Source organism: Nocardia cyriacigeorgica (genome assembly GCF_010858045.1).
GTDB classification, from domain to species: domain Bacteria; phylum Actinomycetota; class Actinomycetes; order Mycobacteriales; family Mycobacteriaceae; genus Nocardia; species Nocardia cyriacigeorgica_E.
On the sequence record NZ_JAAGVC010000032.1, the window covers coordinates 52,911 to 67,052 of the forward strand.

Genomic DNA, 14,142 nt, shown 5'->3' on the forward strand with positions numbered 1-14,142 from the left:
ACGTCCCCGGGTGTCTCACGACGTGGTCGGCGCCAACGTCTACCGTTATCCGGGTGAGCGCATTTCCCTGCAGTGACGATGTTCTGCCCGCCTCGGTGACCCTGTTGTCACTTCCCGAAGTGGCAGAACGGCTCGGCATCGTGGTGACCAGGGTGCATCAGATGCTGCGCGACCATCAACTCCTGGCCGTCCGCCGGGACGGCGTGGCCGGCGTGCCGGAGATCTTCTTCGACGAGGACGGCAACGTCATCCGGTTCCTGCCCGGCCTGATCACCGTCATGCGTGATGCCAAATACACCGATGAGGAGATCCTGGAATGGATCTTCACCGACGACGATTCGCTGCCGGGTAAACCGGTCGAGGCGCTGCACGGCCCGCTGGCCCGCGAGGTGCTGCGCCGCGCCGCCGCCGAACCCTTCTGATCGACCCCCGATAGATCCCGCGCTCACCCGGTCGACGCTCGCGTCGGCCGGGTGAGCGGACTGTCCGGTCAGCTCAGCGCAGCATCTCCGCGACCAGGAACGCCAGCTCCAGCGACTGCTGGGTGTTCAGGCGCGGATCGCAAGCGGTTTCGTAGCGGCCGGACAGATCCAGATCGGAGATGTCCTGGGCACCGCCGAGGCATTCGGTGACGTCCTCACCGGTCAGCTCGATGTGCAGGCCGCCGGGGTGGGTGCCGAGGGCATGGTGCACCTCGAAGAAGCCCTGCACCTCGTCGACCACCCGGTCGAAGTGGCGGGTCTTGAACCCGGTGGACGATTCGTGGGTGTTGCCGTGCATCGGATCGCACTGCCAGATCACCTGGTGCCCGGTGGCCTGCACCTTCTCGATGATCGGCGGCAGCACCTCGCGGACCTTGCCGTTGCCCATGCGCGAGACGATCGTCAGCCGGCCGGGCTCGTTGTTCGGATCCAGGCGCTCCACGTACTCCACGGCCTGATCCGGGGTGGTGGTCGGGCCGATCTTGAGGCCGATCGGGTTGGCCAGTAGCTCGGCGAACGCGATGTGCGCGCCCTCGAGCTGACGGGTGCGCTCACCGATCCACAGGAAGTGCGCCGACAGGTCGTAGAGCACCGGCTCACCGGTGGCCGGGGACTCCCCCAGCCGCAGCATGGCCCGCTCGTAGTCGAGCACCAGCGCCTCGTGGCTGGCGTAGATGCGCGCCGATTGCAGGCTCGGATCGTTGACCCGGCAGGCGGTCATGAACCGCAGGCCGCGGTCGATCTCCTCGGCCAGCGCCTCGTAGCGGGCACCGGCCGGGGACTGGGCGACGAAATCGCGGTTCCAGTCGTGCACGCGGTGCAGATCGGCCATGCCCGCCCCGGTGAGCGCGCGCACCAGGTTCATCGCCGCGCTGGCGTTGGCGTAGGCGCGCACCAGCCGTGACGGGTCGTGTTCGCGCAGCGCGGCGTCCGGGGCAAGCGAGTTGATCATGTCGCCCCGGTAGGACTTCAAGCCCAGCGCGTCGGTGTCGGAGGAGCGTGGCTTCGCGTACTGGCCCGCGATCCGCGCCACCTTCACCACCGGCAGGCTGGCGCCGTAGGTGAGCACCACCGCCATCTGCAGCAGGGTGCGGATATTGCCGCGAATATGGGGCTCGGTGTTGTCGGCAAAGGTCTCCGCGCAGTCACCGCCCTGGAGCAGGAAGGCCTCACCGCGCGCCACCTCGGCGAGCCGCTCGCGCAGCTCTTCCACCTCGGCGGGCACACAGACCGGCGGGACGCTCTCCAGCACGGTCCGCATCATCGCCGCCTGCCCGGGATCCCAGGACGGCTGCTGCAGCGCGGGACGGGCCAGCGCGTCGTCCAGCCGTTGCCGCAGCTGCGTGGGCAGCGGCGGCAGCTCGGGCAAACGATCGATGGGTACGTCGACGGTCCAGTTCACCCACTCAGAATACGGACCCGCGCGCGGCGGCGAGCATCCGCGCGGCCAACTCCAGGTGCGGCGACCGCTCCGCGAGCCGTCGCGGCGGCGTTCGGGCGGACCGTCGTGCGGCGGGTATACCACCAGGCCGTACCCTCGAGCGGACAAGTTTCGGGAGGAGACCGGCTTTGTGAAGTACTTCTATGACGCGGAGTTCATCGAGGACGGGAAGGTGATCGACCTCGTCTCGATCGCGGTGGTCTGCGAGGACGGCCGCGAATACTACGCCGTATCCACCGAATTCGATCCCGAGCGGGCCGGGCCATGGGTGCGCAAGAACGTGCTGCCCAAGCTGCCCTCGCCGGCGTCGCCGCTGTGGCGCAGCCGCAGGCAGATCCGCGACGAGCTGTACAAGTTCTTGGTGCCGCGCCCCACGGTGCAGCCGGAGCTGTGGGCGTGGGTGGGCGCCTACGACCATGTGGTGCTGTGCCAGCTGTGGGGGTCGATGGTGGATCTGCCGCCCGCGCTGCCCCGCTACACCAACGAGCTGCGCCAGCATTGGGACGCGCACGGGCGCCCGGATCTGCCGCCGATCCCGGCCGACGCCCACGACGCGCTCGCCGACGCCCGGCACAACCTGGCCAAGTACGAGGCCATCGAGGCCGCGCGGCGCCGCTGAGGCCGTGCCGGTTCTGGCCGGTCCCCACGATCGCCCGCCCGACGAACAGCAGGCCCCGAGTCGAATCCGACTCGGGGCCTGCTGCGGTGTCAGCGGTCAGTGGCTGTGCTTGCCACCATTGCCGTTGGCGTTCTCCTGTGCCTTCTTCAGCACGGCGAGCTGCTTGTGCTCCTCCTCCAGCTCGGTGGCGAAGTGCTGCTCGCTCTCCTGCCACGGATCCGGGAAAAGGAAGCTGCCGGTACCGGGCTGGCCGGCCGAACCCAGCTGGTTCATCTTCTTGGGCACCGGGGCGCCCTGGTACTCCAGCGGGATCGGGTGGCCGTGCTCGTCCACCGGGCCCAGCGGCTGGTGCACCTCGATGTACTCACCATGCGGCAGCCGCTTGATCACACCGGTCTCGATGCCGTGCTCGAGCACCGCCCGGTCGCTGCGCTGCAGACCGATGCAGAACCGGTAGGTCAGGAAGTAGGCGATCGGCGGACCGAGCAGCAGGCCGATCCGACCGACCCAGGTGGTGGCGTTCAGCGAGATGTCGAACTTCAACGAGATGATGTCGTTGACGCAGGCCAGGGTCAGGATCAGGTAGAACGTGATCGCCATGGCACCGATCGCGGTACGCACCGGCACATCGCGCGGACGCTGCAACAGGTTGTGGTTGGCGGTGTCCTTGGTGAGCCGCTTCTCGATCCACGGGTAGGCGATCAGCAGGGTGAACACCAAGCCCATCACCAGCGCGACCCAGAACACCGCCGGAACGGTGTAACGGCCCAGGTACAACTCCCACGGTGGCATCAGGCGCGCCATACCGTCGGTCCACATCATGTAGAAGTCGGGCTGCGAACCGGCCGAGACCTGCGAGGGGTTGTACGGACCGAGGTTCCAGATCGGGTTGATCTGGAGCACGCCGCCCATGATGCCGACGAAGCCGAGGGTGAAGGCGAAGAACGCGCCCTGGTCCGCGGCGAACACCGGCACGATGCGGGCACCGACGACGTTGTTCTCGGTGCGGCCCGGTCCGGGGAACTGGGTGTGCTTCTGGTACCAGACGATGGCCACGTGTGCGGCGATCAGCGCGAGCATGATGCCGGGGAACAGGAGCACGTGCGCGATGTAGAGGCGCGGGATGATGATCTCGCCGGGGAAGTCGCCGCCGAACATCAGCCAGTGCAGCCAGGTACCCACCACCGGCACACCGATGGTGATACCGGAGAACGCGGCGCGCAGACCGGTGCCGGAGAGCAGGTCGTCGGGCAGCGAGTAGCCGAAGAAGCCTTCGAACATCGCCATGATCAGCAGCAGCGAACCGATCACCCAGTTCGCCTCACGCGGCTTGCGGAACGCGCCGGTGAAGAAGATGCGCAGCAGGTGCACGATGATCGAGGCCGCGAACAGCAGCGCCGCCCAGTGATGCACCTGGCGCACGAACAGGCCACCGCGCACCTCGAAGGAGATGTTCAGCGCCGTCTCGTACGCCCGCGACATGCCCACACCACGCAGCGGCTGGTAGGCACCGTCGTAGACGACGTGGCTCATCGACGGGTCGAAGTACAGCGTCAGGTACACACCCGACAGCAGCAGGATGATGAACGCGTAGAGGGCGATCTCACCCAGCAGGAACGACCAGTGGGTCGGGAAGACCTTGTTGATCGACCGGCGCATGAACGCGGCGGCGCGGTAGCGCTCGTCCACGGCGTCGGCGTGGGCACCGACCTTCCGGCCGATTGCTGTTGGAGAACTCATGAACGACGCTCCCAGAAGGCCGGGCCGAGCGGCTCGATGAAGTCGCCGTTGGCGACCAGGAAGCCCTCGGAGTTGACGGTGATCGGCAGCTGCGGCAGCGCACGGGCGGCCGGACCGAAGACCGGCTTACCCCATTCGGTCGCCGAGAACTGCGACTGGTGGCAGGGGCACAGAATCCGGTTGGTCTGCTGCTCGTAGAGCGAGGTCGGGCAACCGAGGTGGGTGCAGATCTTCGAGTAGGCGAAGTAGTCGCCGAAGTTGAAGCTCTCCTGGCCCTTACGCTTGATCGCCTTCTGCGCGTCCTCGGTGCGCAGCCGGATCAGCATGACGGCGTTGCGGATACCGCGCAGCGACTGCAGGGTCGCGTGCTCGTCACCGCGCCAGACTTCCTTCCACGGGAACACCGTCTCCATGCCGCCCGCGTCCAGATCCTCCGGACGCACCAGCACGATGTCCTCCGGACGGCCGGTGTCGCGGCGCAGGTAGATGGTCTGGCCCTCCCAGTCCGGGGTCCAGCCCGACACCCACAGCGGCGACTTGTCGCCCTTGGCCCACGGGTTCTTGATCATGCCGCCGACGAACAGCGCGGCCGAACCCAGACCGACGATGCCGAGGCCGGCGCCCGCGGTGCGGGTGATCATCTTGCGGCGACCCAGCGTGGAGGTGTCGAGCGCGTCCTGCAGCTCGGCCACCAGGGTGCGGCGGTCGACCTCGCTGGAGCGGCCGTCGTGGCGCTCCTGGATGGACAGCTCGGCCGGGATGAACTTCTTGCGGATCAGCACGACCGCGATGCCGATCGCGAGGATCGAGACACCGAAGGTGATGCCGTACAGCGGGGTGGCCAGCGAGTACAGGCCGTGTCCGTCGGACTCCTTGCCCTTGTACTCCCACGGCCAGAACAGGAACACACCGACCAGTGCGGCGGCGGCCAGACCGGAGATGGCGAACCACAGCGCCACCTGACGCTCGGCGCGCTTCTCGGCGCGGGTACCCGGAACCGGGAACCGCTCGCGCCGGTAGGCGACGTCGACGCCGTCCATCTCGGTGCCGAGCTTGACCAGCTCGTCGCGCGACATCGCGTCCAGCTCGGCCTCGGTGGGCTCCGCGGCGGCGTGGCCGGTGGGCTTCACCGTCTCTTTCGACGGCTCGGCACTGGATCCCTCATCCGGGCGCCCCATGTCGTCTCGCTCCTTATCTGTCATGACCTCGATCCGATCCACATCGCGGCGCCGACGGTCAGCACGATGCCGACCACCCAGATGGCCAGGCCCTCGGTCGCGGGGCCGAAGCCGCCGAGGCCGTAACCGCCGGGAGACTTGGCCTCCATCGAGTCCTTGACGTAGGCGATGATGTCGCGCTTCTCCTCCGGGCTCAGCTGCCGGTCGGAGAATTTCGGCATGTTCTGCGGGCCGGTGAGCATCGCGGCGTAGATCTGCTGCTCGGAGGCGGGCTCGAGCGGCGGCGCGAACTTACCCGACGACAGCGCGCCACCACGACCGGTGAAGTTGTGGCAGGAGGCGCAGTTCATCCGGAACAGCTCGCTACCGCGGGCGATGTCGTCACCGCGCAGCGACTCCTGGGCGATCGTGCCGTCGGCGTTGCGGACCACGGTCGGGCCGCCGCCGTTGGCCGCCACGTAGGCGCCGATGGCATCGGTCTGGTGGGCGTCGAACTTGACGGGCTTGCGCTCGGCCTGGGCCTCGTTGCGGGTCATCGGCATACGACCGGAGGACACCTGGAAGTACACCGCGGCCTCGCCGACACCGATCAGGCTGGGACCACGGTCCTGCACACCCTGCAGGTTCGCGCCGTGGCAGGTGATGCAGGAGGTCTCGTACAGCTGCTGACCCTCGCGGATCAGCGCCGAGGTGTCCTCGTTGGCGGTCGCGATCTGCGGGTCGGGGGTGAGGGCCGAGGCGAGAAAGCCGGCTCCGACGAGACCCACCAGAAGCGCGAGCCCGCCCGCGATGCGGCGGCGGACGCGGCGCTGCCTGCGCGTCTTGCTGGCCTGGCCGTGCCCGGGGCTGGCGGGCTCTGGCGCTGATGGGGGAGATGAACTCATCTGTGTCCCTTTGGAGTAGACGGAACCGACTGGTGCAAAAGCTTCCACTGAGCCCGGGTCAGCGGACGAAGTAGATCGTGGCGAACAGCCCGATCCAGACGATGTCGACGAAGTGCCAGTAGTAGGAGACGACGATCGCGGCGGTGGCCTGCGCCGGGGTGAACTTGCTCAGCTTGGTGCGCACCAGCAGGAACACGAACGCGATCAGACCACCGATGACGTGCAGGCCGTGGAACCCGGTGGTGATGTAGAACACCGAGCCGTAGGAGCTGCTCGAGATCGAGGTGCCCTCGTGCACGAGGTGGTAGTACTCGTAGCCCTGGCCGAGCACGAAGAAGGTGCCCATGGCGAGGGTGAGGACGTACCAGCGGCGCAGGCCGAAGACGTCACCGCGCTCCGCGGCGAAGACACCCAGCTGGCAGGTGAACGACGACGCGATCAGCACGGCGGTGACCGGAACGGCGAGCTTCATGTTCAGCTCCGTCGGCTCCGGCGGCCACTCGGTGGACTGCGCACGCGCGACGAAGTACATCGCGAACAGGCCGGCGAAGAACATCAGCTCGCTGGACAGCCAGATGATGGTGCCGACACTGACCATGTTGGGCCGGTTCAGCGAATGCACACGCTGGGTAATGGCCGATCCTGGGGTGCCTACTGCGGTCGTCACGGGGGTAAGTATGACTCGTCGTAGTACGACAGCAGTACCCGGGTATGAAACTTGCCCGTGCGTGTCGGATTCGGTTGTGCCACTGCCTGCGGGAACGCCGGAAAATCGGGTCGCGAAGATCAAGTTCAGCGGGCCGGAACGGCTCGCGCGAACAGATATCGAGAGACCACCCGCGCCGGAGCCCATTAGGGTTGTCCCCTACGAGACTGCTGGGCGTACCAGTGTGATGGGAGATGTTGATGAGCGTGCGCAGCTGGCCCCAGGTGCTCGGCACCCTTGCCGACGGTGGCGACCTGACCGCGGACGACACCGAATGGGTGATCAACGAGATCTTCTCCGACAATGCGACGCAGGCGCAGATCGCCGCGTTCGGGGTGGCGATCAAGATCAAGGGGCCGACCGCGGAGGAACTGTCCGGCCTGGCCTCGGGCATGCTCGGGCACGCCAGGCTGGTCCATATCGACGGCGACGCGGTCGATATCGTCGGCACCGGCGGCGACCGTTCGGGCTCGGTGAACATCTCCACCATGTCCTCGATCGTGGTCGCGGCGGCGGGTGTGCCGGTGATCAAGCACGGCAACCGCGCGGCGACCTCCAAGAGCGGCGGCGCCGACGTGCTCGAAGCGCTCGGTGTGCGGCTGGCGCTCGGCCCGGAATCGGTGGCGCGCTGCGTACGCGAGGTGGGCATCGGGTTCTGCTTCGCACCGCTGTTCCATCCCGCGCTGCGTTTCGCCGGGCCCGCGCGCAAGGAGATCGGCATCCCGACCGTGTTCAACGTGCTCGGACCGCTCACCAACCCGGCCCAGCCGCGCGCGGGCCTGGTGGGCTGCGCGTTCGCCGATCTGCTGCCCAAGATCGCCGGGGTGTTCGCCGCGCGCGGCAGCAGTGCGCTGGTGGTGCGCGGCAACGACGGACTCGACGAGATCACCACCTCCGACACCACCGACGTCTGGGTGGTCTCTGGTGGCCGCATGCGCGAGGCCACCATCGATCCCACCCGGCTCGGGTTCCCCCGGGTCGACCTCGATGCGTTGCGCGGCGGGGACGCGCAGGTCAATGCCGGGGTGACGCGCGACGTACTGGCGGGAACCGCGGGACCGGTGCGTGATGCGGTGCTGGTCAACTCCGCCGCCGCCATCGTGGCCTACGACCTGTCCCAGGGCGCGGGCGATCCGGACGCCGATCTCGACGATCAGCTCGGCGCCGCCGTCGAACGCGCCGCCGAGGCCATCGACAGCGGGCGCGGCGCGGCGCTGCTGGAACGCTGGGCGAAACTCACCAACACCCTCGGCGACGCCTGATACCGCACCGCCGCCGGCCCCGCCCGGACCGTGATCGGCGGGCCGGTGCGAAACGCCGTCTTGCCCGGACCGGCAAACCGTCGATCGGCGCTATACAGTTGCGCGGTCGTCCAGGCACATCGACGTGCCCTGATGCGACGACTCGGCGCATACCCATCCGGCGATCGCCGTCCCGCCCCGGCGGGGCAGCGTCATCGCCCGCGCCTCACTGACAACCGTCGATCGTGGTCTGGAGGTAGGCATGAATCACGGTGCGCCCGTGGTGTCCGGCACTCTGCTCGCCGCGTTGGTGGTGGTGCTGAGCGCGGGGCCCGCTGCCGCCGCGCGTGGTGGGCTCGTCGTCGACGGCACCGTGCACCACGATCCCGTCGGCTGTCTCGAGGTCAGCGGCGGCGCGCGCACCCTGAAGGTGGAAAACCACACCGACGTGCCGGTGACCGTGTACTACGGGCGCGGTTGCCGCGGCGATATCACCGCCACGCTCACCTCGCGCGAGATCCGCACCGTCGTCGGCACCTCGATCCAGGTCCCGTAGCTCACTCCCCCAGCGAGAATCCCGCCTCGACATCGGCGCGCGAATAGGACTTGAACGCGATATGCGTGGTGGTCCGCACGACACCCTCGGTCTTATCGATGCGGCCGGTCACCACCTCGGCGATCTGCTCGTGGTCGCGGACCCGGACCACCGCGATGAGGTCGACATCGCCCGCGCAGGAATAGACCTCGCTGACGCCCTCGATATCGGCGACCGCCTGCGCGGTTTCCGGGATGCGGGCGTTGGCGGCGTTGATCATGACGATGGCGGTAATCATGGATTCAGCCTAGGCGGTGCCGGACCGGCCGACCCTCCGTTGGCCGCGGCACGGACTCGGGGTGTCCCAGCGGCCCCCACAGGTTCGCGGCGCGCTCAGCCCGACATGCGCTCGTAGGTGTCGGCGGCGGACTCCCCCGCCACCGCCGCCTCGGCCGCCGCCGCCCAGGCCAGCCTGCGCCCCGCGCCGTGCATCGGTTCCCGGTAGCCCTCGCTGGTGCGCACGATCCGCACCCCCGGCCGGGCCAGCCAGCGCGCCACCAGGCCCACCTCCTCGGGCGAGCCACCGCGCAACGGCGACAGATCGCCGTCGCAGACCACGGTTTCCGCCGCCGCCACGATCCGCTCCACCACCGGCATCGGTGCCACTCCCCTGACTGCCGTGCCCGCGCCGGCCAGGCGTCCGTGGCGGATCACCGCGAACTCCCACCCGCCCGCGCCATCGGGATGGGCGGCGACGAGTTCGGCGATCCGGGCGACGGCGGCCAGGCGCTGGGTGCGATACAGCGCGCGGATCACCGTCACCGTACGGTCGCGCAAACGCGCGGCGGCCTCGAAATGCTCGGCGCGGGAACAAGTTCGAATGCGTTCGAGCATCGCGCGCAGGGCCGCGTCGTCGGTGCCCGCGAACAGCGCGCGCACCGCATCGGGAGCGGGCGCGTATTCCTTACTATTACGGGTCATTCCGTCGGCCGCCGCCGGGCAGCCGCCGACCACCGCGGGCGGGCAGTCGTGAATCGCGGTGCGCGACAAGCGAGTTGTGCAGGTGCGCAGGCCGCTGAATTCGGCGATGGTGGCGGCGACATCGGCGGCGTCGGCCCTGGCGCCGAAGGGGCCGAGTGCGTCGACGGTGGGATTGCGCACGATGGCGAAGCGCGGAAACGGCTCCTCGGTGAGCGTGATCCACCAACCGCGTTTGGGGAATTTCGAGCGTCGGTTGTACGGCGGGGCATGCGCGACCAGCAGCCGCAGCTCGCGCACCCCGGCCTCCAGCCCGTGCGCGCATTCGACGTGATCGACGCGGGTGGCCAGCGCGACCATCTCCTTGATCCGGCCCCTGGTCTCCGAACCGGTGAAGTAGCTGCGGACGCGGCGGCGCAGATTCACCGCCGTCCCTATATAGAGGACTTCATCGGACGGCCCCCGGAACAGATACACGCCGGGCCGCGCGGGTAGATCGGCGGCAAGCCCGCGTTTGGCGCGCTGGCCCGAGCTCACATCGGGCAGGTAGTCGATCAGCTCGGTGAGGCTGTGCACGCCCTGATTGCCCACCCGCGCCATCAGCGCGTGCAGCACGTCGACGGTGGCGCGGGCGTCGGCGAGGGCGCGGTGGGTCGGCTCGGTGCTCGCCCCGAGCACCCGCGCCAGCACGCTCAATCGCACCGACGGCGCCTCGTCCCTGGCGAGCACCCGCCGCGCCAGGCGCACGGTGCACACCACCTGCGCCGCGGGCCACGGTGTGCCGCAGCGCGCCGCGGCCGCACGCAGGAACGCCATATCGAATCGGGCATTGTGCGCGACGAGCACCGCGCCCGCGGCGAACTCGAGGAACCCGGGCAGCACCGCCTGGATCGGCGGTGCTGCGCACACCATGGCGGTGGTGATGCCGGTGACGTGGACGACCGCGGGCGGAATGGCGCGGCCGGGATCGACGAGGGTGGCGAATTCACCGAGCACCTCACCGCCGCGCACTTTGACCGCGCCGATCTCGGTGATGGCGTCGGTGTCCGGGCTGGTGCCGGTGGTCTCCAGGTCGACCACCACGAAGGTGGTGTCGTAGAGCGGGGTGTCGAGCTCGTCGAAGGCCAGTTGCGCGGCGCGGCGGCGCGGGACGGAGTCGGACACGGCGTGCAGCGTACGACCGGGGTCCGACAGGTTCGGCCCCGGTGCGGAGCGGGATTTTCCGTCTTCGCGCGCGCGTGAAGGCAGCGCGGAATTTCCGAATTACACGGACGAGCTTTTCGTTCTGGTACCCCCGAAACGATCTTCGATGCGCAAAAGCGGCGTAGCTCACAGCGAAAGCGCTGGGGTATCAATCTCCGGGCGTGTCGGATTCGCGCCATGCGACCAGAGGCCGGGCGGTCCCGTCCCACACCTCGAACACGCTGTCCGACGCCCCGCGACCACCCCGCTACCTCGCGCGGATAGCCCGTGAACTGCACGGAACGGCCCTCGCCTGGCGATCGGCCACTTTTACTGTTACTTCTAGTAACGCCTGGTCGGCCTGCGTGTTCCTGTGGAAATCAACGCGTCGTTATCGTTTCGTGATTGTTGTGACGCATATCGCAGGCTGCTCGCGCCGAATTGTTGACCGTCGCCGTTTCGCATGTTCGCGGCTTTACAAACCACCGTGATCGGTTCGTAACCTCATCGAGACCTCACGGAGTCCGACCCACCACCCCGGTGCGGCGTCGTGAGGCAGATTGGGAGTACCGCATCATGGCGTCCACCACCGTCAAACGACAGGCCAAGCGTGCCGTTGCGGCCGGAGCCGTCGGCGCTGCCACCATCGGCGCGTTCCTGCTTCCCGCCGCTCCCGCGGCGGCGGCACCGGTCACCGTCCCCGGTGTCGGCACCTTCGACGTGCCCGACAACATCGTGAACCAGATCCCCGGCGGCCTGCCCGCCGTGCCGGGCATCGAGATCCCCGCACCCGCGCCGCTGCCCTTCACCGCACCGACCAAGACGCTCGGCCAGTCCGCACTCGACGCCGCGATGAGCAAGATCGGCTCGCCGTACGTCTACGGCGCCGCAGGCCCGAACGCCTTCGACTGCTCCGGCCTCGTGCAGTGGTCCTACCGTCAGGCCGGCCGCGAGGTGCCCCGCACCAGCGGCGCCCAGCTCGCCTCGGGCACCCCGGTCTCGATGGACCAGCTCCAGCCCGGCGACGTGGTGTCGTTCTACGGCGGCGGCCACTCCGGCCTCTATGCCGGCGACGGCAACGTGGTGCACGCCTCCACCGCGGGCACCCCGGTGCAGGTCGCGCCGATCTCCTCCATGCCGGTCGCGGGCGCCGTCCGCTTCTGACCGCACGACCGGGGCCCGCATCGTCACGACGGTGCGGGCCCCGGCCGGTCCGGCGGCTGTGATCGGTTCGTGCTCTACTGGACACCGCAGGTCGCCGTTCCGTAACCTAATCGAGACCTTTCCGCGGCTTCACACGAGAACGGGGCACGGCAGGCAGTGGCAGCACATCACCGCAGTCGAGGGATGAAACGCCTGGCAGGGGCGGCGATCACGGCAGCGTTTCTCACCGTGGCGCTACCCGGCGGCGGTCCGGCGTGCGCCGATCCGGCCACCGCGCCCACCACTGCGAGCGCCGCCGTGCAGCGCATGATCGACCTGTCGCGCGAATCCGAGCAGCTCAATCAGCAGGCGCTCGGCGCGCAGGCCGATTTCGATGCCAAGCTCGCCGCGCAGCGCGATGCCGAAGCCGCGCTCGCCACGGCCACCGATGCCGTCACCGCCGCGCGTGACGAGGTCCGCAAATATCAGCCGGTGATCGACCGCACCGCCATCGCGGCCTATCAGGGCGCGCGCACCAATCGCCTGTTCTCGGTCCTGGTCAGCGATTCGCCGCAGCAGCTACTCGATCAGATGTCCACCCTCGATGTGGTGGCCACCCAGACCTCGACCCAGCTGCAGCACTACAAGAAGGCCACCGACGCGGCCACCGCGGCCGAATCGGCCGCGCGCACCGCCGCCGACAATGCCCGTACCGCCGCCGAGAAGGCCGACGCCGTGCGCGGCGATCTCGAACGCAAACGCGCCGACCTCCAGGGCGCGATCACCCAGGTCATCGAGGCCTGGGGCAGGCTGTCGGCGCAGGACAAATCGGCGCTGGCCGGATCGCCGTTCCCACCCGGCTTCGATCGCGATTCGCTGCTGCGCGGACTGGTGCCGGGCAGCGGCACCAGCGCGCTGGCCGCCGGGCTCACCCGGGTGGGCGATCCCTATGTCTGGGGCGCCACCGGCCCGGACCAGTTCGACTGCTCCGGCCTGGTGCAGTGGGCGTTCAAACAGGTCGGCAAGGATGTGCCGCGCACCAGTTCGGCGCAGGCCTCCTTCGGCACGCCGGTCGCCAAGGACGATCTACGTCCGGGTGACGTCGTCTTCTTCTACCCCGATATCTCCCATGTGGGCATCTACGCGGGCAACGGACTGATGCTGCACGCCTCCACCTTCGGCGTGCCGGTCGCCGTCGCACCCATGGGTTCCACGCCCTATCACTCGGCTCGGCGATACTGAGCACCGATGAACGGTGTGCGGCGCGTCCGTGATTGGCTGTCGCAGCGACGGCGCTTCGAGTTCTGCCTCACCACCGTCATGGTGATGCTGCTGACCGGCACCTGCGCCGCGCTGCTGCTGCTCCCCGATTCGGTGGTGGCGCCGCTGCGCGCGGCCCGCGCGGGCACGACCACCGCCCCGGTCGCCGGCCAGCACCCCACCGGTGACGCGCGGCTGGCCGAAATCCAACGCATCACCGAACCATTCGGACCACTGGTGAGCAGGCAGGTGCCCACTGGCGGCGCCCTGCCCGCGCTGGTCGTCGGCCATCCGCAGCACCAGCGCGAAGTCGACCTGCTCGCCGATGAGCTCACGGCCGCGAGCACCGCCGTCACCGACCTGTGGGGCCAGGACTGGTCCCGGTCGCCCGTGGTGGTCGTGTCCGCCACGCCCGCCGAATTCGCCGCCCTGGTCCGCGCCACCACCGATCTGCCCGTCGAGATCGCCGCCGCCACGGTCTCGGATCCGTTCGCTCCGGGTTCGCAACCGACCGGCCAGCGCGTCGTCTTCGGTCCAGACGCCGGGCGCCGCCTAGACCCCGACGGTCTGCGCACCCTGCTGCGCCACGAACTCACCCACGTCGCCACCAGGGCCGCGACGGTCGACGGCTCCCCACAGTGGCTGCTGGAGGGTTTCGCCGAGTACGCCGCCCACCGCGGCCTCGGCCACTCCTTCACCGATATCGCCCCCACCCTCGCCACCCGGCTGGCCACCGGCACCGTCCCCGCCGAC

14 protein-coding genes are annotated in these 14,142 nt (G+C 69.0%); 7 read left to right on the forward strand and 7 right to left on the reverse strand.

Annotation, left to right across the window (positions count from 1 at the left end; all coding sequences use genetic code 11):
* The first annotated feature begins 53 nt into the window (after window positions 1-53).
* Complete coding sequence (locus GV790_RS22210; RefSeq protein WP_163815633.1) at window positions 54-422, forward strand: Rv2175c family DNA-binding protein; 369 nt, start codon at window positions 54-56, stop codon at window positions 420-422.
* Between the two features lie 73 nt (window positions 423-495).
* Here GV790_RS22210 and GV790_RS22215 read toward each other — a convergent pair whose 3' ends face one another.
* A complete protein-coding gene (locus tag GV790_RS22215; protein WP_163815635.1) occupies window positions 496-1,884 on the reverse strand; it encodes a class II 3-deoxy-7-phosphoheptulonate synthase in 1,389 nt (462 codons plus the stop codon).
* A gap of 169 nt (window positions 1,885-2,053) precedes the next feature.
* Between GV790_RS22215 and GV790_RS22220 the strand changes: the two genes are divergently transcribed.
* The gene (locus GV790_RS22220; protein WP_163815637.1) at window positions 2,054-2,542 is read left to right on the forward strand and encodes a polyadenylate-specific 3'-exoribonuclease AS; all 489 of its coding nucleotides are present in this window, start codon (window positions 2,054-2,056) and stop codon (window positions 2,540-2,542) included.
* A 96-nt stretch (window positions 2,543-2,638) separates the two neighbouring features.
* On the opposite strand, the gene qcrB is transcribed toward GV790_RS22220, so the two are convergent.
* The 4 genes from qcrB to ctaE are packed head-to-tail and all read right to left on the reverse strand — an operon-like array spanning window position 2,639 to window position 7,011.
* On the reverse strand, window positions 2,639-4,282 hold the full coding sequence (gene qcrB, locus GV790_RS22225) for a cytochrome bc1 complex cytochrome b subunit (protein WP_163815639.1): 1,644 nt from the start codon (window positions 4,280-4,282) through the stop codon (window positions 2,639-2,641).
* Complete coding sequence (qcrA, locus tag GV790_RS22230; RefSeq protein ID WP_138458984.1) at window positions 4,279-5,460, reverse strand: cytochrome bc1 complex Rieske iron-sulfur subunit; 1,182 nt, start codon at window positions 5,458-5,460, stop codon at window positions 4,279-4,281. The genes qcrB and qcrA overlap by 4 nt, the downstream gene beginning before the upstream one ends.
* Before the next feature lie 20 nt (window positions 5,461-5,480).
* On the reverse strand, window positions 5,481-6,344 hold the full coding sequence (qcrC, locus tag GV790_RS22235; RefSeq protein WP_163815641.1) for a cytochrome bc1 complex diheme cytochrome c subunit: 864 nt from the start codon (window positions 6,342-6,344) through the stop codon (window positions 5,481-5,483).
* Between the two features lie 58 nt (window positions 6,345-6,402).
* A complete protein-coding gene (gene ctaE, locus GV790_RS22240; RefSeq protein WP_081505355.1) occupies window positions 6,403-7,011 on the reverse strand; it encodes an aa3-type cytochrome oxidase subunit III in 609 nt (202 codons plus the stop codon).
* A 239-nt stretch (window positions 7,012-7,250) separates the two neighbouring features.
* Between ctaE and trpD the strand changes: the two genes are divergently transcribed.
* Together trpD and GV790_RS22250 are read left to right on the forward strand one after the other, a co-directional pair.
* On the forward strand, window positions 7,251-8,312 hold the full coding sequence (gene trpD, locus GV790_RS22245; RefSeq protein ID WP_163815643.1) for an anthranilate phosphoribosyltransferase: 1,062 nt from the start codon (window positions 7,251-7,253) through the stop codon (window positions 8,310-8,312).
* Between the two features lie 241 nt (window positions 8,313-8,553).
* Window positions 8,554-8,847: a hypothetical protein gene (locus GV790_RS22250; RefSeq protein WP_163815645.1), complete on the forward strand. Its 294-nt coding sequence runs from the start codon at window positions 8,554-8,556 to the stop codon at window positions 8,845-8,847.
* A gap of 1 nt (window position 8,848) precedes the next feature.
* Here GV790_RS22250 and GV790_RS22255 read toward each other — a convergent pair whose 3' ends face one another.
* Window positions 8,849-9,124, reverse strand: a complete 276-nt coding sequence (locus GV790_RS22255) for an Lrp/AsnC family transcriptional regulator (RefSeq protein ID WP_138446635.1) — start codon at window positions 9,122-9,124, stop codon at window positions 8,849-8,851.
* Window positions 9,125-9,219: 95 nt separating this feature from the next.
* On the reverse strand, window positions 9,220-10,968 hold the full coding sequence (locus GV790_RS22260) for a DEDD exonuclease domain-containing protein (protein ID WP_163815646.1): 1,749 nt from the start codon (window positions 10,966-10,968) through the stop codon (window positions 9,220-9,222).
* A 594-nt stretch (window positions 10,969-11,562) separates the two neighbouring features.
* Between GV790_RS22260 and GV790_RS22265 the strand changes: the two genes are divergently transcribed.
* The 3 genes from GV790_RS22265 to GV790_RS22275 form a co-directional block, all read left to right on the forward strand.
* The gene (locus tag GV790_RS22265; RefSeq protein ID WP_163815648.1) at window positions 11,563-12,150 is read left to right on the forward strand and encodes a C40 family peptidase; all 588 of its coding nucleotides are present in this window, start codon (window positions 11,563-11,565) and stop codon (window positions 12,148-12,150) included.
* 183 nt (window positions 12,151-12,333) lie between these two features.
* Window positions 12,334-13,371 carry an NlpC/P60 family protein gene (locus tag GV790_RS22270; protein ID WP_163815650.1) on the forward strand — a complete coding sequence of 346 codons (1,038 nt, stop codon included), beginning with the start codon at window positions 12,334-12,336 and terminating at the stop codon, window positions 13,369-13,371.
* Window positions 13,372-13,377: 6 nt separating this feature from the next.
* Window positions 13,378-14,142, forward strand: a 765-nt coding sequence (locus GV790_RS22275; RefSeq protein WP_163815652.1) for a hypothetical protein, incomplete at its 3' end; no start/stop codon positions are given.